This window comes from Streptomyces sp. NPDC004539, from assembly GCF_040610055.1.
Lineage (GTDB): Bacteria > Actinomycetota > Actinomycetes > Streptomycetales > Streptomycetaceae > Streptomyces.
Genome location: NZ_JBEXLS010000008.1, coordinates 1 through 15,617, shown reverse-complemented (window position 1 = coordinate 15,617; position 15,617 = coordinate 1). Strand labels below are relative to the sequence as shown.

Sequence of the window (15,617 nt, the reverse complement as noted above, 5' to 3'; positions counted from 1 at the left end):
CCCGAGTCCCTCACGGCGAACCGGCCCGCCCCCTCAGGGTTCATCGGCCCGGCCCCCCAAGCCTCACGACACAGGTCCTCAAGCTCACCGGCCCGGGTCCTCAAGCTCGTTGGCCCAGGCCCCTCACCTCAAGGCTTCAGCAGTTCCACCTTCACGTCCGCCGGGAAGCCGGTCGTCGGCCCCACGCGCCGTGCGAACTCCGCGACCGCCGTCAACTGGGGAGCGCCGAGGCTGAAGTCGAGGGTCGTGAAGTACTGCTCCAGGGTCCGCTCGTCGAACTCCTCCCAGCGGGCGGCCTGTTCGGCGACCTTGCCGACCTCGTCGAGGGAGAGGTTGCGGGAGGCGAGGAAGGCGCGGTGGACCTCGCGGGTCAGCTCGGGCTCGCGGTCGAGGTAGTCGCGGCGGGCGGCCCAGACGGCGAAGACGAAGGGGAGCCCCGTCCACTCCTTCCAGAGGGCGCCGAGGTCGTGGACCTGGAGTCCGTAGCGCGGCCCGTCCAGGAGGTTCGCCCGCAGGGCGGCGTCACCGATGAGGACGGCGGCGTCGGCCTCCTGCATCATCAGACTCAGGTCGGGGGGGCAGGTGTAGTACTCGGGAGTGACGCCGAACCGGTCGGCGAGCAGGAGCTGGGCGAGCCGGACCGAGGTGCGGGAGGTCGAGCCGAGGGCGACGCGGGCGCCGTCCAGCCGGTCGAGGGGGACCTGCGAGACGATCACGCAGGACATGACGGGCCCGTCGCAGCCGACCGCGATGTCCGGGAAGGCGACCAGGTCGTCGGCGTTGCGCAGGAACTCGACGAGGGTGACCGGACCGATGTCGAGGTCTCCCTGCACGAGCCGCTCGCTGAGCTTCTCCGGGGTGTCCTTGGTCAGTTCAAGATCGAGCAGCGTGCCCGTTCTCGCGAGCCCCCAGTAGAGGGGCAGGCAGTTCAGGAACTGGATGTGGCCGACGCGCGGCCGGGTGCGAGAATTGTCCACATCGCGAGGCTAGACCCCAGTCGGGTAGGCTGCGGAGTCACCCCCCATCATCCCCCCAGGGTCTTACGGGTATCAGGGGGCTCTCAGATCCGTCCACGCCCGACCCCGGCGTCAACCCTTACTCGGGCGTTTCAAACATCCGAGTGACGTGATCTTGACCTCTATCGCTTTCGGCTGCCTGCGTGCTAGGCTCGCCGCAAGTTGCAGTTTGGTTTCCCTTGCAGTACAGAGCCTGCGGAGCATGTGACCGCGGGCTCTCGACGTTTTCGGAAGTTTGCAGTTGTGCAGCACTGTTTTCACACTTGCAGGTTCTGGAGCAGGGCGACCCTTTGGGCCCAAGGAGGGCTTATGGCTACCGGAACCGTGAAGTGGTTCAACGCCGAAAAGGGCTTTGGTTTCATCGCCCAGGAAGGCGGCGGCCCCGACGTCTTCGTCCACTACTCCGCGATCAACGCCTCGGGTTTCCGTTCCCTGGAGGAGAACCAGCAGGTCTCCTTCGACGTGACCCAGGGCCCGAAGGGTCCGCAGGCGGAGAACGTCACCCCGGTCTGATCGCCGGGCGACTGCCGGAACCGGCAGCGTGATCGCAGTCTGAGAGCACCACCCAAGGAGCCCCGAGCCTTCCGGCGACGGGGCTCCTGCCTTTTCCTCCGTTCGGCGACCGCCGAGCCGAATTCATTTCCCGTTCACATGTGCTGCATGACGAGCACGAACTTCGTTCCGGCGGCCGTCGCCTCGTACGTGTGCGGGACATCTCCGCGATACGACAGGTAATCCCCCGGACCGACCTCCACGGTCTCTCCACGAGGTCCCGCTTTCACTCTCCCCTCGGTCACCACGAGGTGTTCCACGGTTCCCGGAATATGCGGTTCGGATTCTCGAACGGTGCCGGGTTCCAGCCATACGTAGTAAATGTCCCGGCGCGCTCCGGGCGGACTCGCGGACAACAGCGTCGCGAGATAACTGGACTGTTCCGAGTGCACCTTGGGGCCGTCCCCCGCGCGGATGACCTGGACGGGCGGCGTCGGCGGTTCGACCAGCGCGCTGAACGGTACGCCGAGCGCGACCGCGAGCGCCCAGATCGTCTCCATCCCCGGGTTTCCGGCGGCCGACTCCAGCTGGGACAGCGTGGATTTCGCGATGCCGGCGCGTTTGGCCAGCTCGGACAGGGACAGGCCGGTCCGGGCGCGCTCGCGCTTCAGCGAGATCGCGAGCCATTCCAGGGGGCCGCCTACTCCAGGTTCGTCCACTTTCGCTCCGTTCACTGTGCTCGCCGTGTTCGATGTGCTCGCCGCGTTCGCTGCACCAGTACGATCGTTCGGCTTGACGAACAGCACTCCTCGCGTTCATTTTAGAGAACATGCGTTTGCCACGCCGAACGACCCCTAGGGGGTCCGGCCTCCTCGGCGACGTCCTCCGTGACGTCCTCCTCGTCTGCCTGGCCAGCGGGGTCGTCGGGGTCTCCTTCGGGGCGATCGCGGTGTCGGGCGGGCTGCCGGTGTGGGTGCCGGTGGTCATGTCGCTGCTCGTCTACGCGGGATCGGCGCAGTTCAGCGCGGTCGGCGTGCTGATCGCCGGGGGTGGGCCGCTGGCCGCCGCCGCGACCGGGCTGGTCCTCAACACCCGTATCGCCGCCTACAGTCTGGCCGTCGCCGAGGACATCGGACGGCGTCCGTTCACCCGGCTGCTCGGTGCGCATCTGGTCACGGACGAGACGGTCGCCTTCACCCTCGCGCAGTCCGGTCCGGCCCGGCGCCGCGCCGCGTTCTGGACGTCCGGTCTCGCCCTGTTCGCCGTGTGGAACACCGCCGTCCTCGTCGGCGCGCTCGCGGGGCAGGCCCTCGGGGACACCTCCCGGTTCGGCCTCGACGCCGCGTTCCCCGCGATCCTGGCCGCCCTCGTGCTGCCCGCCCTCCGCGAGGACCGCCGGGTCCGCGGGCCGGCCGCGCTCGGCGCGGCACTCGCGCTCGCCGCGACCCCGCTCCTGCCCACGGGCGTACCCGTCCTGGTAGCCCTCCTGGGGCTCTTCCTCTACGACCCCGCCGCCACCACTCCTCCCACCACCCCCACCGCGTCCACCCCGTACGACCCTGAGGTGACCCCATGAGTCCGACCGTCACCGCCATTCTCGTCCTGGCTCTCGGGACGTACGCCTTCCGGCTGACGGGGCCGCTGCTGCACGGCCGGGTGACGCTTCCCGAGCGGGTGCGGGGGATGCTGTCCGCCGGGGCGATCGTCCTGCTGGTGGCGATGCTGGCCACGGGGGCGCTGACCGAGACCGGCGGGTTCCCCGGCTGGGCCCGTCCCGCGGGGGTACTGGTCGGGGTCGGGCTGGCGTGGCGGCGGGCGCCGTTCGTCGTGGTGGTGCTGGGGGCGGCGGGTACCACCGCGGTACTACGGGGAGCAGGGGTCGGCTGAGACCCCTCGCCCGAAGTCACCGTCCCCTCGTACCGAGGGGGCTGTCAGTGGCCCCCGTTAGGGTCCCCGACCATGACTGACTTCCTCTCCACCACCCGTACCTTCTACGACGCGATCGCCGAGGACTACTCGGAGCGGTTCCGGAACGAACTCGCCGACCGGCCGCTGGAGCGGGCCGTGCTCGGGCTGTACGCCGAACTCGTCGGCGCCGGTGGGAAGGTGGCCGATCTCGGGTGCGGGCCGGGCCGGTCCACAGGGCATCTCTCCCGGCTCGGGCTGGACATCGCCGGGCTCGACCTTTCGGAGTCGATGCTCGCGGTGGCCCGCCGCGAGAACCCCGCCGTCCCCTTCCACCAGGGCTCGATGTTCGACCTCCCCTTCGCGGACGGCTCCCTGGACGGCGTCCTGTGCTGGTACTCCTCGATCCACACGCCCGCCGCCGAACTCCCCCGCCTCTTCACCGGCTTCCGCGACGCCCTCGCCCCCGGCGGCCACCTCCTCCTCGCCTTCCAGGTCGGCGACGAACCCCGCCACTACGACCAGCCCTGGGGACACCCCGTCGCCATCGACTTCCTGCGCCGCCGCCCGGAGTTCATGGAGGACCTCCTGAAACGATCCGGCTTCACGATGCTGTCCCGCACGGTCCGCGAGGCGACGGGCGAGGAGAAGACACCGCACGCTTTCCTGATCGCGGAACGCGCGGAAGCCTCGGAGGACGCGGAAGACACGGAGTCCGCCGAGTGATCACAGCACCGAGCGCACCGCGCCCCAGCACTCCTCGCTGAGCAGCGCCTTGAAGCGGGTGAAGAGCACCAGCAGCTCCGGCCCCCACTTCTCCCGGAACGCCGGGTCGTGCATCGCCAGGTCGAGTTCGTTGGCGACCGTCAACTCCGCGAAGTCACAGAGGCGTTGGCGGTCGGGGTGCAGGGTCCGGCCGGTGAAACGGTCACGGAACGGGGCCCCTGGTCCGGTGAGGTGCGGATAGGTGGCCCTACGGTCGCAGCTCGCGTACAGGTGGACGACGGCTTCCGCCTCGGCGCCGGCCAGGTCGACGAGTTCGGTACGGCGGTCCGGCGGGAGGAGCGGGTGGGGGAAACCGTCGGTGCCGTAGAACGCGTGGGCCAGACCGGCGAGTTGGAGAGTCTCGCGGGCGTTCCAGGAGGCGAGGAGGTCGTGGACGCGGTGGAGGTGGGTGAGGAGAGTGCCTCCGGGGTGCGGGGTGGTGGCCGCGCCCAACTCGGTCAGCGCGGCGGTCAGTTCGGCTCTGCTCATCGGGGACCTTCCTTGCCGGGGCCAACTGGTGGGGCTGGAAGCGGGTCGAGTACGGGGCTGTGGTGACGGTAGCCGTGGACACGCGGGCGTGGACAGGTACGGCGTTCGGGCGAGGGGTGTCGGACTAGAGTGCCCGGATGATCGAGGTGCCCGAAGTCTTCGCCCGGACCACCGTCGAGCGGGAGGGCGTTGCCGGTGGCCGCTGGCTCGCTGAACTGCCCGGGATCGTCGCCGAGTTGCTCGGGCGGTGGGGATGTGTTCAGGACGGTGGGGTGATGTTCGGCGGGGTGGGGGTTGTCGTACCCGTAGTACGGGAGGGCCGGATGTCGGCGGTTCTCAAGGTGTCTTTTCCGCATCCGGGCAACGTCCATGAGCCCGACGCCTTCGCCGTCTGGGCGGGGCGGGGGGCCGTGTTGCTGTACGAGCGGGACGACGCGCGGTTCGGGATGCTGCTGGAGCGGGTGGAGGCGGCGACGCTGGGCGAGACGGAGGGCGACGAGGACGTCATCGCGTCGGTCGCCGGGGACCTCAGTCGGCGGCTCGCCGTACCGGCGCCCGTCCGGTTGCCTCGGCTCAGCGACCGGGCCGACGAGTGGGCGGGCCAACTCGACGTGGATGCGGAGGAGTTGGCGCACGGCATGGCCGCCCGTGTTCTCGACGCCGCCCGCGAGACGATCCGGGACCTCGGTCGCCGGCAGCCCGACACCCTCGTACACGGAGATCTGCACGCCAGGAACATCCTGCGGGCCGGGCGGGAGCCGTGGCTCGCGGTGGACCCGAAGGGGTACGTGGGGGACCCGGGGTACGACGGCGCGAACTTCCTGAAGACGCGGGCGTTCTCGCTGCTGGCGGCGCCGGATCTGCGGGCGGCGGCGCTGCGGGTGGTGGACGTCTTCGGGGAGGCCGCCGGGATCGAGCGGGAGAGGCTGCGGCGCTGGGCCCAACTGCACGCCGTACAGGCCGCGTTCTGGGCGCGGCGGCACGGGTTCCGGGTGGCGCGGGGCGGGCCGGAGCTGGACCGGATCACCGTGTTCGCCGAGGAGTTGGCGGAGCTGCTGACCGACGGAAAAGCGTTTGCGGCGGGGCGGGAACTGCCCGACCATCGACCGCTGTGACGACCACACCCGCCCGCCCCCTCGCCCTGCTCACCGGAGTCGGCCGGACCGTCGGCATCGGCGCCGGGATCGCCGCCCGGCTCGCCTCCTCCGGCTGGGACATCGCGTTCACGCACTGGACGCCGTACGACGACCGCATGTCCTGGGGCCGGGAGTCCGGCGCCACCGAGGCGATCGCCGCCGGGCTCGTGGAGCGCGGCGCGGCCGTGCACGCGGTCGAGGCGGACCTCTCCGACCCCGAGTCCCCGGCGCGGATCTTCGACGAGGCCGTGGAGCGGCTCGGTACGGTCACGGCGCTGGTGATGTGCCACTGCGAGAGCGTCGACTCGGGCATCCTCGACACGAGCGTCGAGAGCTTCGACCGGCACTTCGCCGTGAACACGCGGGCGAGTTGGCTGCTGATCCGTGAGTTCGGGCGCCGGTTCGACGCCCCGTACGGCACGGGCCGGATCGTCGCCCTGACCAGCGACCACACCGTGCACAACCTGCCCTACGGGGCGAGCAAGGGCGCCCTGGACCGCATCACGCAGGCCGCCGCGCACGAGCTGGCGCATCTCGGGATCACCGCGAACGTCGTCAACCCGGGCCCGGTGGACACGGGTTGGATGGACGACGAGGTACGCGCCATGGCCCTGGCCCGAACTCCCCTGAACCGCATGGGGACTCCGCGGGACACCGCGCACCTGGTCGACTTCCTCTGCTCGCCCCAGGGCCAGTGGATCAACGGCCAACTCATCCTGAGCAACGGCGGGTTCGCGTCGTAGGACGGCTCAGCGCGGCTCGTACAGCCCCTCGACGACCTCGGCGAAGTCCCGCAGGATCGCCGCCCGGCGGAGTTTCATCGACGGCGTCAGGTGCCCTGCCGTCTCGGTGAAGTCGACCGGCAGGACGGCGAACTTGCGGATGGATTCCGGGCGGGAGACGAGCTTGTTGGCCTCGTCGACGGCACGCTGCATGACGGACTCCAACTCCTCGTCGCCCATGAGGAGTTCGGCGGGGACGGGGTGTTTGCCGTTCATCCGGCGCCAGTGGGTGACGCCTTCCGGGTCGAGGGTGATGAGGGCGCAGACGTAGGGGCGGCCGTCGCCGAGGACCATGCACTGGGAGATCAGCGGGTGGGAGCGCAGCCAGTCCTCAAGTGGCGCCGGGGCGACGCTCTTTCCGCCCGCCGTGATGATCATCTCCTTCTTGCGGCCGGTGATCGTGAGGTAGCCCTCGTCGTCCAGCTCCCCTATGTCGCCGGTCGCGAGCCAGCCGTCGGGCGCGGCCGGGACGACGCCTCCGGCGGACGGGTCCCAGTAGCCGCGCAGGACGTGGTCGCCGGCGATGAGGATCTCGCCGTCCGCCGCGATCCGGATACGGGTGCCCGGCATGGGCCAACCGACCGTCCCCAGCCGGGGTTTGAGGGGTGGCGTCACGGTCGTCGCGCCCGTCGTCTCGGTGAGGCCGTAGCCCTCGTAGATCTCGATGCCCGCGCCGAGGTAGAAGGAGGACAGCCGGCGGCCGAGCGGGGAGCCGCCGCAGATGGCGTGCCGGACCCTGCCGCCCATGGCGTTGCGGATACGGCGGTAGACGAGCGGGTCGTAGAAGGTGCGGGCGGTGCGCAGGGCCGCCCCGGGGCCGGAGCCGGTGCCGGTCTTCTGCGCCTCGACGGCCTCGCCGTAGCGGCGGGCGACCGACACGGCCCGGTCGAAGGAGGTGACCCGGCCGCCCGCCTCGGCGCGGGCCCGCGCCACGTTGAAGACCTTCTCCAGCATGTAGGGGATCGCGAGCAGGCAGGTCGGCCGGAACGCGGCGAGGTCGGGCAGGAGGTGTTCGGACTTGATGCTCGGCGCGTGGCCGAGGCGGACCCGGGCGCGGACGGCGGCGATGGCGACCATCCGGCCGAAGACGTGGGACATGGGCAGGAAGAGGAGGACGGAGACCTCGATGCCCTGCGCCTTGAAGACGGGGTGGAGAAGCTCGATCGCGTTGTCCACCTCGGCGAAGAAATTGCCGTGGGTGATGGCGCAGCCCTTGGGTCTCCCCGTAGTACCCGAGGTGTAGACCAGGGTGCACAGGGTGTCCGGGATGAGCATCCCCCTGCGGATCTCCACCTCGGCGTCCGGGACGTGCGCGCCGGCCTCCGCGAGCCGGTCGACGTGGCCCTTCTCCATGACCCAGATGTGCCGCAGGTCGGGCAGCCGGTCGCGCTCGGGGCCGATCGCGGCGGCCTGGCCGACGGTCTCGGTGACGAGGGCGACGGCGCCGGAGTCCTGGAGTATCCAGCGGACCTGGAAGACGGAGGAGGTCGGGTAGACGGGGACGGTCACGAGGCCGGCGGCCCAGGCGCCGAAGTCGAGGAGCGTCCACTCGTACGTCGTACGGGCCATGATCGCGACCCGGTCCCCCGGCACCAGCCCCTCGGCGATGAACCCCTTGGCGACGGCGTGCACCTGGGCGGCGAACTCCGCCGCCGTCACGTCGCTCCACCGGCCCTCGGCGTCCCGCCTGCTGAGGACCACCTGGTCGGGTGCCACCGCCGCGTTGTCGTACGGGAGTTCCGCGAGGGAGCCGTGGGTGACGGGCGGCGCGAGCGCCGGTACGGCCGCCTCGCGGACGACTCCGTCGAGCCGCCGCACCTCCGGCTCGACGAGGGCCGGGGGAGTGCCGTCGGCGTAGTCGGCCGACGTGGGGTACGAGGTGGACACAGGCGGCTCCCTGGGCGCGCAGCGGAAAAAACGCTTGCTTGCAGGACATACGGGCCTCGTGCACCGAGGCGTTCAGTCCTGGGCCTCGGAGAAAGCGGTTACCAGCGGTTAGGCAAGGCGATCGTACGGTGCCGACGTGGGGGGCCTGTGAGGGTCGGGAGGTGGTCCGGGGGTGGGGCTGTGCAGTATCGAGGTTATATGAGGAAGTGTCATGTTCGCTCCAGGATCGCGGTCACCCCCTGCCCACCCGCCGCGCAGATCGAGATCAACCCCCGCCCGGGGGTGCCCCGTTCGGCGAGCAGCTTGGCCAGGGTCGCGACGATCCGGGCGCCCGTCGCCGCGAAGGGGTGGCCGGTCGCCAGGGACGAGCCGGTGACGTTGAGCCGCTCGCGGTCGACCGGCGCGAGCCCCTGCTTCTCCCAGGCGGCCAGCGTCGCGAGCACCTGCGAGGCGAACGCCTCGTGGATCTCGACGAAGTCGAAGTCCCCCATCTCCAGGCCGGTTCGCTCCAGCATGCGGGGGACGGCGTAGGCGGGCGCCATCAGCAGGCCGTCCTCCCCTCCGGCGACGTCACCGCGTACGAAGTCGACGGCCGCCGTCTCGTACGCCACGAGGTGGGCCAGCGGCTCCAACCCCCGTGTCTCCGCCCACTCCTCGGAGGCGAGGAGCACGACGGCGGCGCCGTCGGTGAGCGGGGTCGAATTGCCCGCCGTCATCGTGGGGTTGGGGCCGTCGGTGCCGAACACCGGCTTCAGCGCGGCGAGTTTCTCGGCAGTGGAGTCGGGGCGCAGGTTCTGGTCCCGCTTCAGGCCCCGGAAGGGGACGACGAGGTCGTCGAAGAAGCCGCTCTCGTAGGCTTCCGCGAGGCGTTGGTGGCTCGCCGCCGCCAACTCGTCCTGTGCCTCACGGGAGATGTCCCAGGTGCGGGCCGTCACCGCCGCGTGCTCGCCCATCGAGAGGCCGGTGCGGGGTTCGGCGTTGCGCGGGATGTCGGGGACGAGGTGGCCGGGGCGGATCTTCGCGAGGGCCTTGAGGCGGGCGCCCGCCGACCTGGCGCGGCGGACCTCCAGCAGGATGCGACGCAGGTCGTCGTTGACGCCGAGCGGAGCGTCGCTCGCGGTGTCGACGCCGCCCGCGACGGCCGAGTCGGTCTGGCCGAGGGCGATCTTGTTCGCGGCGGCGATGATCGCCTGGAGCCCGGTGCCGCACGCCTGCTGGATGTCGTACGCGGGGGTGCGCGGGTCCAGCTTCGAGCCGAGGAGCGTCTCGCGGGCGAGGTTGAAGTCGCGGCTGTGCTTGAGGACCGCACCGGCGACGAACTCACCTACCACGCCCGGGACATCGAGGCCGTGGCGCAGGGCGAGGCCGTTCAGGGCGGCCGTCAGCATCTCCTGGTTGGAGGCGGTGGCGTAGGGGCCGTCGGAGCGGGCGAAGGGGGTGCGGGCGCCGCCGATCACCGCGACCCGGCGGGCGCGCGGGGGCTCGACCGGGGGCTTGGACTCGCCGTCGCGCACCAGCTCCAGGGGACTCATCTCGACCTGCTCCTCAGCCTTGACCTAGACTTACCCCAGGTAACCTTACTCCGGAGTAAGTAATTCCGCCGGGCCGGTGGAGAGACTGGAAAGACTTGGGGAGACGTACATGGCCGACCGCTATCTGAGCTTCACCGCCACCGCACCCGGCCGTTTCCTGACCCGTCGGCTCGGTCTGCCGCAGCCCGCCGCGCTCCTGCGCTTCTCGCCCGAACACCCGTCCCTCACCGGCACCTTGGTTCACCTTACGGCCGGTACCTCCACGCTGGACCTGCCACCCGTCCTCGCCCGTACGGGACTTGGCACCGGCCCCGGCGATCCGGCGGCGGTCGTCCTCGACGCGAGCGGGGTGCGGGACGTCGAGACGCTCGCCGAGGTGCACGCCGCCCTGCACCCCGTCGTCCGGTCCGTCGCCGCGAGCGGACGGATCGTCGTGCTGGGCGCGCCACTTGACCCGGCCGACCATCAACAGGCCGCCGTCCAGCAGGCGTTGGAGGGGTTCACCCGCTCGCTCGGCAAGGAGATCGGACGGGGGCGGACGGTGAACCTGGTCCGGGTCGCCGACGCCGGGGCCGCCGAGTCGACGCTGCGGTTCCTGCTCTCGCCGAAGTCCGCGTACGTCAGCGGACAGGTGATCGAGGTGGGGGCGGGCGAGGCGTACACCGGGGACTGGGAGCGGCCCCTCGCGGGCCGGACCGCCCTGGTCACCGGGGCCGCGCGGGGGATCGGCGCGGCCGTCGCCGAGACGCTGGCCAGGGACGGCGCCGAGGTCGTCTTCCTCGACGTGCCGCAGGCCGAGGAGGACGCGCGGCGGCTCGCCGAGCGGCTCGGGGGACGCGCGCTCGCGCTGGACATCACGGCGGCCGACGCCGGGGAGCGGATCGCCGCCGAACTCCCGGACGGACTGGACGTGTTGATCCACAACGCCGGTATCACCCGGGACCGGCGGCTGGTCAACATGCCTGCCGAGCGGTGGAGTTCGGTGCTGGACGTCAACCTCGCGAGCGTCCTGCGGACCACCGACGCACTCCTCGGGAAGGGGACCCTGCGGCCGGGCGGGCGGATCGTGGCGACCGCCTCCATCGCCGGGCTCGCGGGGAACGCGGGGCAGACCAACTACGGGGCGAGCAAGGCCGGGATCGCCGGTCTCGTCAGGGCGTTGGGGCCGCGCGCGCTCGCCGGGCACGGGGTGACCGTGAACGCCGTCGCGCCCGGATTCATCGAGACGAAGATGACCGCCGCCGTGCCGCTGTTCATCCGGGAGGCCGGGCGGCGGATGAACTCCCTCGCCCAGGGCGGGGTTCCGGCGGACGTCGCCGAGACGACCGCGTGGCTCGCGCATCCGGCGTCCGGGGCCGTCAACAGGCAGGTCGTGCGGGTGTGCGGCCAGAGTCTGCTGGGGGCCTGATGGCGACGACGACGCTGGGCGCCGTACCGTCGCTCGTGCCGCTCTTCGTGCGGGGCGCGCTCCTCTCCCCCGCCAAACGGCCGCGCCCCGAAGCCGAGTTCGCGCGGGAGCGGCTCGTCGTTCCCGGGCTGCGGGTCGATCTCGCGCGGCTGTCCGCGTACGAACGGGTCTGCGGGTTCGCCACCGGGGACGACTCGTTGCCGGTGACCTACCCGCATGTCCTCGGATTCCCGCTCGCCATGCGGCTGATGAGCGCGCGGAGCTTCCCGCTGCCGCTGCTCGGGCTGGTCCACACGTCCATCGAGATCAGCAGGTACGAGACCCTGGCGGCGACGGGCGTGTACGAACTCGGCGTGCACGTCGAGGGGTTGGCGGCGCATCGCAGGGGGACCGAGGCGTCGGTCGTCACGGAGCTGCGGCGCGACGGCGGCCTCGTGTGGGAGTCGCGGAGCACGTATCTCGCGCGGCACCGGACAACGGACGCCCCTGGCAAGGCCGCTGACGTCACGTCAGAATCCGTGCCACTGCCGGTGCTCGACGAGTGGCGGCTCGCCGGGGACGTCGGGCGGCGGTACGCGGCGGCCTCCGGGGACCGCAACCCGATCCATCTCCACCCGCTCACCGCGCGGCTGTTCGGGTTCCCCCGGGCCATCGCCCACGGCATGTGGACCGCCGCCCGCTCCCTCGCCGCCCAGGGCACTCCACCGGCGGTGCGGGTGCGGGCGGAGTTCCGGGCGCCGGTGCTGCTGCCGTCCGCCGTCGTGTTCGCGTCCGACGGGTCGCGCTTCGAGCTGCGGGCGCGGGGACGGGACGGGGAGGCGGGCCGGGTGCATGTGAGCGGGCGGGTGGACGCGCTGACCGGACGGCCGTAAGACGGGAGGGCGCCGTGACCGGGCGCCCGTGAGGCGGGGGTTACTCCGGCGCCGACCAGGTGCGGTTGCCCGCCATCAGGTTGGACAGGCCCGACCAGGTGAAGTTCATGAGGGTGGTGGCGGCCTCGCGGGCGGTGACGCCCTGGGTGGCGTTGGCCCAGTCCGCGAGGGACTCGGCGGCGCCGACGAGGGCCACGGCGAGGCCGGCGACCTCGCGTTCGGGGAGGTCGGGGTCACGGTGGGCGGCGCGGGCGGCGGCGACGATGAGGCCCGTCACGAAGGCCACGATCTCCTCGCGCATCGCGGCGACCTCGTGGGCGAAGCGCTCGCCGTGGGTACGGGCCTGGAGGTGGAGGATGGACCAGGCGTCCTGGTGCTCGGCGGTGTGCGCGAAGAACGCCCGCAGCCCGTCCCAGAGTTGGCGGTCGGCGGGCAGCTCGGGGTCGACCGAGGAGCGGATCGCGGCGACGAGGGCGGCGGCCTCCCGCCGGATGCACGCGGTGAAGAGGTCGTCCTTCGAGTTGAGGTACAGATACACCAACGGCTTGGAGACACCGGCGAGTTCGGCTATCTCGTCCATCGAGGCGGCCATGTAGCCGCGCCGTCCGAAAGTCCGCACTGCGGCGTCCAGCATCTGCTGCTCACGGACCGCGCGCGGCATCCGCTTGGTCTTCACGGCACCCATGAAGCCAAGGTTAGGGCCTGTTCAGGGTTCAACTCCCCTGGCGAGGAGCACCCTTGGCCGAAAACAGGATCAGGAGGTCTGCCCCTGGACGCGCGGCGCGGCCTCCTCGGCCTGGCCGTCCTCCTGGGTGCGGTTGGCCTCCAGGTTCGCCTTCATCCGGTCCACGCGCGCGACGACGTTCTCGGAGGCGCGGTCCCGCTCCCTCCGGAGCGCCACGAAGCTGATCGGCGCGGAGAGCACCAGCGCGAGCAGCACGACCCACATGCCGTTGGAGTCGCCGAGGCCGCGCGGGACGATCCCGGAGTAGACGAGCGCCCAGACGACCCCGAGGCAGCCCACGAAGATCCCGAGGCGCATCAGCGTGTAGCGGAGCATGGCAATCCACTCTTCCGGTTCGAAAAGGTCCGTCGTCCAGTCAACCACGCCGGGCGGGCGATCTTGGACGGGGGTCAGAGGAGGGGCAGCAGCATGATGACGTCGTCGCGGTCGTCCCCCGGGGCGACCCGGATCGCGTACGGCACCCGGCCGACCTCCTTGTACCCGTACGACCCGTAGAACCGCTCCAGGCCGAGGCCGCCCCGGCAGGTGAGGCGGATCGCCTCGATGCCGTCGAGGGAGCGGGCGGCGGACTCGGCGGCGGCGAGCAGGTCGTGGCCGTACCCCTTGCCCTGGTGACGGGGGTGGACCATCACCGTGTAGAGCCACAGCCAGTGCGTCATCAGGTGGTGGGTGTTGAGGCTCAGGAAGGCGGTCGCGGCGACCTCGCCCGCCTCGTCGTGCCCGACCAGCAGTCTGACCCTGCCCGCCGCCATCTCCGCGAGGTGCTTGAGCAGGGCGGGGCGGACGGCCTCCCGGTCAACGGGGGCGACGAAGCCGACGGCGCCGCCCTCGTTGGAGACGTCCGTCCAGAGGTCGAGGACGCCGTCACGCAGGGCGGGGGTGACGGCGGGGTCCAGCGTGAAGGTAAGGGACACTCCGCGATCGTAAGCCTTACCGCGTGGCCCTTGGGCGGCGTCCGGGTGACTACTGGGTCACACCGGACGCCGGGGCGTCGTACCCGTACGAACCCCGTACGACCCGTACGACCCGAGGGGTACGGCCGGGGTGCGGGCCGTCGGGGTCAGACCCGCATCGGCTGGGGCGACTCGCGGCGCAGCGGGTCGTTGCCGTCGTACTCGCGGATGATCTCGTAGCGGGTGTTGCGCTCGACCGGGCGGAAGCCGGCGTCGCGGATCAGGTCGAGGAGGTCCTCGCGGGTCAGCTTGTTCGGGGTGCCGTAGTTGTCGGCGTCGTGGGTGATCTTGTACTCGACGACCGAACCGTCCATGTCGTCCGCGCCGTGCTGGAGGGCGAGTTGGGCGGTCTGCACGCCGTGCATCACCCAGAAGACCTTGACGTGCGGGACGTTGTCGAAGAGGAGGCGGGAGACCGCGAACGTCTTCAGGGACTCGGCGCCGGTCGCCATCCGGGTGCGTTCCTGGAGGCGGTTGCGGACCTTGCCGTCCTTCAGGTCGACGAAGTCGTGCTGGTAGCGCAGCGGGATGAAGACCTGGAACCCGCCGGTCTCGTCCTGGAGTTCACGCAGCCGCAGCACGTGGTCCACGCGGTGGCGGGGCTCCTCGATGTGGCCGTACAGCATGGTGCACGGGGTCTTGAGGCCCTTCTCGTGCGCCAGCCGGTGGATGCGCGACCAGTCCTCCCAGTGGGTGCGGTGGTCGACGATGTGCTGCCGGACCTCCCAGTCGAAGATCTCGGCGCCGCCGCCGGTCAGCGACTCCAGTCCGGCGTCGATGAGTTCGTCGAGGATCTCGGAGGCGGACAGGCCGGAGATCGTCTCGAAGTGGTGGATCTCCGTCGCCGTGAACGCCTTCAGGGAGACGTTCGGCAGGGCCGCCTTCAGCTCGCGCAGGGAGCGGGGGTAGTACCTCCAGGGGAGGTTGGGGTGCAGGCCGTTGACGATGTGGAGCTCGGTGAGGTTCTCCGACTCCATCTCCGTCGCCAGCCGGACGGCCTCCTCGATGCGCATCGTGTACGCGTCCTTCTCGCCCGGCTTGCGCTGGAACGAGCAGTACGCGCACGACGCCGTGCACACGTTGGTCATGTTGAGGTGGCGGTTGACGTTGAAGTGGACGACGTCGCCGTTCTTACGGGTGCGCACCTCGTGCGCCAGGCCGCCGAGCCAGGCCAGGTCGTCCGAGTCGTACAGCGCGATGCCGTCCTCGCGGGTCAGCCGCTCGCCGGAGCGGACCTTCTCCTCCAGCTCGCGCTTGAGCCCGACGTCCATGCCTCCACCTTTCGTACGACAGCTTCCCCAAAGGTACTCCCCCGCAGTTCAGGGCAGCGGCGGCCCCGTAGTACCCGTAGTACCCCTAGGCCGTGTCTTTCGGATCAGTCCGCCTCAAGAGGCGGCGACTTCGCGACGCCGGTGAGCGGGGCGTGGTGCGTGCAGCTGCAAGGCGGAGGAGGGAGTCGACGCGGCGCGTCGGCGACCGACGACAACGCCGCAGATGTGCGTGCCACGCCCCGCGCCCAGGACTGATCCGAAAGACACGGCCTAGGGCGTGTCTTCAATTGATCTTGCTTGGTGGATCATGGTGGGGTGATTCGTCGTCATGAGCTGTCCGATGCGGAGTGGGAGTTCGTCCGGC

At 71.0% G+C, this 15,617-nt stretch carries 17 protein-coding genes; 8 read left to right on the top strand and 9 right to left on the bottom strand.

What is annotated here, in order from left to right; translation table 11 throughout:
• Positions 1-128: 128 nt before the first annotated feature.
• Entirely contained in the window at positions 129-977 is an 849-nt protein-coding gene (locus ABZX85_RS18150; RefSeq protein ID WP_355869024.1) for a menaquinone biosynthesis protein, read from the bottom strand.
• Positions 978-1,325: 348 nt separating this feature from the next.
• Here ABZX85_RS18150 and ABZX85_RS18145 point away from each other — a divergent pair, with 348 nt between their 5' ends.
• The gene (locus ABZX85_RS18145; protein WP_003992177.1) at positions 1,326-1,529 is read left to right on the top strand and encodes a cold-shock protein; all 204 of its coding nucleotides are present in this window, start codon (positions 1,326-1,328) and stop codon (positions 1,527-1,529) included.
• A gap of 134 nt (positions 1,530-1,663) precedes the next feature.
• Here the strand turns inward: ABZX85_RS18145 and ABZX85_RS18140 are convergent, their stop codons facing one another.
• A complete protein-coding gene (locus tag ABZX85_RS18140; RefSeq protein ID WP_355869933.1) occupies positions 1,664-2,227 on the bottom strand; it encodes an XRE family transcriptional regulator in 564 nt (187 codons plus the stop codon).
• 110 nt (positions 2,228-2,337) lie between these two features.
• Here ABZX85_RS18140 and ABZX85_RS18135 point away from each other — a divergent pair, with 110 nt between their 5' ends.
• From ABZX85_RS18135 to ABZX85_RS18125, 3 genes are all read left to right on the top strand, one after another.
• Positions 2,338-3,084 carry an AzlC family ABC transporter permease gene (locus tag ABZX85_RS18135; RefSeq protein WP_355869021.1) on the top strand — a complete coding sequence of 249 codons (747 nt, stop codon included), beginning with the start codon at positions 2,338-2,340 and terminating at the stop codon, positions 3,082-3,084.
• Complete coding sequence (locus ABZX85_RS18130; protein ID WP_355869018.1) at positions 3,081-3,395, top strand: AzlD domain-containing protein; 315 nt, start codon at positions 3,081-3,083, stop codon at positions 3,393-3,395. Before ABZX85_RS18135 ends, ABZX85_RS18130 begins: the two co-directional genes overlap by 4 nt.
• 72 nt (positions 3,396-3,467) lie before the next feature.
• Positions 3,468-4,139 carry a methyltransferase domain-containing protein gene (locus tag ABZX85_RS18125; protein ID WP_355869016.1) on the top strand — a complete coding sequence of 224 codons (672 nt, stop codon included), beginning with the start codon at positions 3,468-3,470 and terminating at the stop codon, positions 4,137-4,139.
• Here the strand turns inward: ABZX85_RS18125 and ABZX85_RS18120 are convergent, their stop codons facing one another.
• Positions 4,140-4,667, bottom strand: a complete 528-nt coding sequence (locus ABZX85_RS18120; protein ID WP_355869014.1) for a DUF6817 domain-containing protein — start codon at positions 4,665-4,667, stop codon at positions 4,140-4,142.
• A gap of 137 nt (positions 4,668-4,804) precedes the next feature.
• On the opposite strand from ABZX85_RS18120, the gene ABZX85_RS18115 reads away from it, so the two are divergent.
• Both ABZX85_RS18115 and ABZX85_RS18110 read left to right on the top strand, forming a co-directional pair.
• Positions 4,805-5,782 (top strand): aminoglycoside phosphotransferase family protein, encoded by a 978-nt coding sequence (locus ABZX85_RS18115; protein WP_355869011.1) that lies wholly within the window; start codon positions 4,805-4,807, stop codon positions 5,780-5,782.
• On the top strand, positions 5,779-6,546 hold the full coding sequence (locus tag ABZX85_RS18110; protein ID WP_355869008.1) for an SDR family oxidoreductase: 768 nt from the start codon (positions 5,779-5,781) through the stop codon (positions 6,544-6,546). Before ABZX85_RS18115 ends, ABZX85_RS18110 begins: the two co-directional genes overlap by 4 nt.
• A 6-nt stretch (positions 6,547-6,552) precedes the next feature.
• Here ABZX85_RS18110 and ABZX85_RS18105 read toward each other — a convergent pair whose 3' ends face one another.
• Both ABZX85_RS18105 and ABZX85_RS18100 read right to left on the bottom strand, forming a co-directional pair.
• On the bottom strand, positions 6,553-8,472 hold the full coding sequence (locus tag ABZX85_RS18105) for an AMP-dependent synthetase/ligase (protein WP_355869005.1): 1,920 nt from the start codon (positions 8,470-8,472) through the stop codon (positions 6,553-6,555).
• Positions 8,473-8,681: 209 nt separating this feature from the next.
• A complete protein-coding gene (locus ABZX85_RS18100; protein WP_355869002.1) occupies positions 8,682-10,004 on the bottom strand; it encodes an acetyl-CoA C-acetyltransferase in 1,323 nt (440 codons plus the stop codon).
• 109 nt (positions 10,005-10,113) lie between these two features.
• On the opposite strand from ABZX85_RS18100, the gene ABZX85_RS18095 reads away from it, so the two are divergent.
• Both ABZX85_RS18095 and ABZX85_RS18090 read left to right on the top strand, forming a co-directional pair.
• Positions 10,114-11,412 (top strand): 3-oxoacyl-ACP reductase, encoded by a 1,299-nt coding sequence (locus ABZX85_RS18095; RefSeq protein WP_355868999.1) that lies wholly within the window; start codon positions 10,114-10,116, stop codon positions 11,410-11,412.
• Entirely contained in the window at positions 11,412-12,284 is an 873-nt protein-coding gene (locus tag ABZX85_RS18090; RefSeq protein WP_355868996.1) for a MaoC/PaaZ C-terminal domain-containing protein, read from the top strand. The genes ABZX85_RS18095 and ABZX85_RS18090 overlap by 1 nt, the downstream gene beginning before the upstream one ends.
• A 40-nt stretch (positions 12,285-12,324) precedes the next feature.
• Here ABZX85_RS18090 and ABZX85_RS18085 read toward each other — a convergent pair whose 3' ends face one another.
• The 4 genes from ABZX85_RS18085 to mqnE all read right to left on the bottom strand — a co-directional run bounded on the left by ABZX85_RS18085 (position 12,325) and on the right by mqnE (position 15,253).
• Complete coding sequence (locus ABZX85_RS18085; RefSeq protein WP_355868993.1) at positions 12,325-12,969, bottom strand: TetR/AcrR family transcriptional regulator; 645 nt, start codon at positions 12,967-12,969, stop codon at positions 12,325-12,327.
• 69 nt (positions 12,970-13,038) lie between these two features.
• Positions 13,039-13,344, bottom strand: coding sequence for a DUF4229 domain-containing protein (locus ABZX85_RS18080; protein WP_355868990.1), 306 nt, complete (start codon positions 13,342-13,344; stop codon positions 13,039-13,041).
• A gap of 74 nt (positions 13,345-13,418) precedes the next feature.
• Positions 13,419-13,943, bottom strand: a complete 525-nt coding sequence (locus ABZX85_RS18075) for a GNAT family N-acetyltransferase (protein WP_355868987.1) — start codon at positions 13,941-13,943, stop codon at positions 13,419-13,421.
• Between the two features lie 146 nt (positions 13,944-14,089).
• Positions 14,090-15,253, bottom strand: a complete 1,164-nt coding sequence (gene mqnE, locus ABZX85_RS18070) for an aminofutalosine synthase MqnE (protein ID WP_355868984.1) — start codon at positions 15,251-15,253, stop codon at positions 14,090-14,092.
• Between the last annotated feature and the right edge of the window lie 364 nt (positions 15,254-15,617).

Excerpts from the sequence above, each read along its gene's own strand:
- ABZX85_RS18145 (WP_003992177.1), top strand. The coding sequence starts at position 1,326 with ATGGCTACCGGAACCGTGAAGTGGTTCAACGCCGAAAAGGGCTTTGGT.
- ABZX85_RS18135 (WP_355869021.1), top strand. The coding sequence starts at position 2,338 with ATGCGTTTGCCACGCCGAACGACCCCTAGGGGGTCCGGCCTCCTCGGC.
- ABZX85_RS18130 (WP_355869018.1), top strand. The coding sequence starts at position 3,081 with ATGAGTCCGACCGTCACCGCCATTCTCGTCCTGGCTCTCGGGACGTAC.
- ABZX85_RS18125 (WP_355869016.1), top strand. The coding sequence starts at position 3,468 with ATGACTGACTTCCTCTCCACCACCCGTACCTTCTACGACGCGATCGCC.
- ABZX85_RS18120 (WP_355869014.1), bottom strand. The coding sequence starts at position 4,667 with ATGAGCAGAGCCGAACTGACCGCCGCGCTGACCGAGTTGGGCGCGGCC.
- ABZX85_RS18115 (WP_355869011.1), top strand. The coding sequence starts at position 4,805 with ATGATCGAGGTGCCCGAAGTCTTCGCCCGGACCACCGTCGAGCGGGAG.
- ABZX85_RS18100 (WP_355869002.1), bottom strand. The coding sequence starts at position 10,004 with ATGAGTCCCCTGGAGCTGGTGCGCGACGGCGAGTCCAAGCCCCCGGTC.
- ABZX85_RS18095 (WP_355868999.1), top strand. The coding sequence starts at position 10,114 with ATGGCCGACCGCTATCTGAGCTTCACCGCCACCGCACCCGGCCGTTTC.
- ABZX85_RS18090 (WP_355868996.1), top strand. The coding sequence starts at position 11,412 with ATGGCGACGACGACGCTGGGCGCCGTACCGTCGCTCGTGCCGCTCTTC.
- ABZX85_RS18085 (WP_355868993.1), bottom strand. The coding sequence starts at position 12,969 with ATGGGTGCCGTGAAGACCAAGCGGATGCCGCGCGCGGTCCGTGAGCAG.
- ABZX85_RS18080 (WP_355868990.1), bottom strand. The coding sequence starts at position 13,344 with ATGCTCCGCTACACGCTGATGCGCCTCGGGATCTTCGTGGGCTGCCTC.
- mqnE (WP_355868984.1), bottom strand. The coding sequence starts at position 15,253 with ATGGACGTCGGGCTCAAGCGCGAGCTGGAGGAGAAGGTCCGCTCCGGC.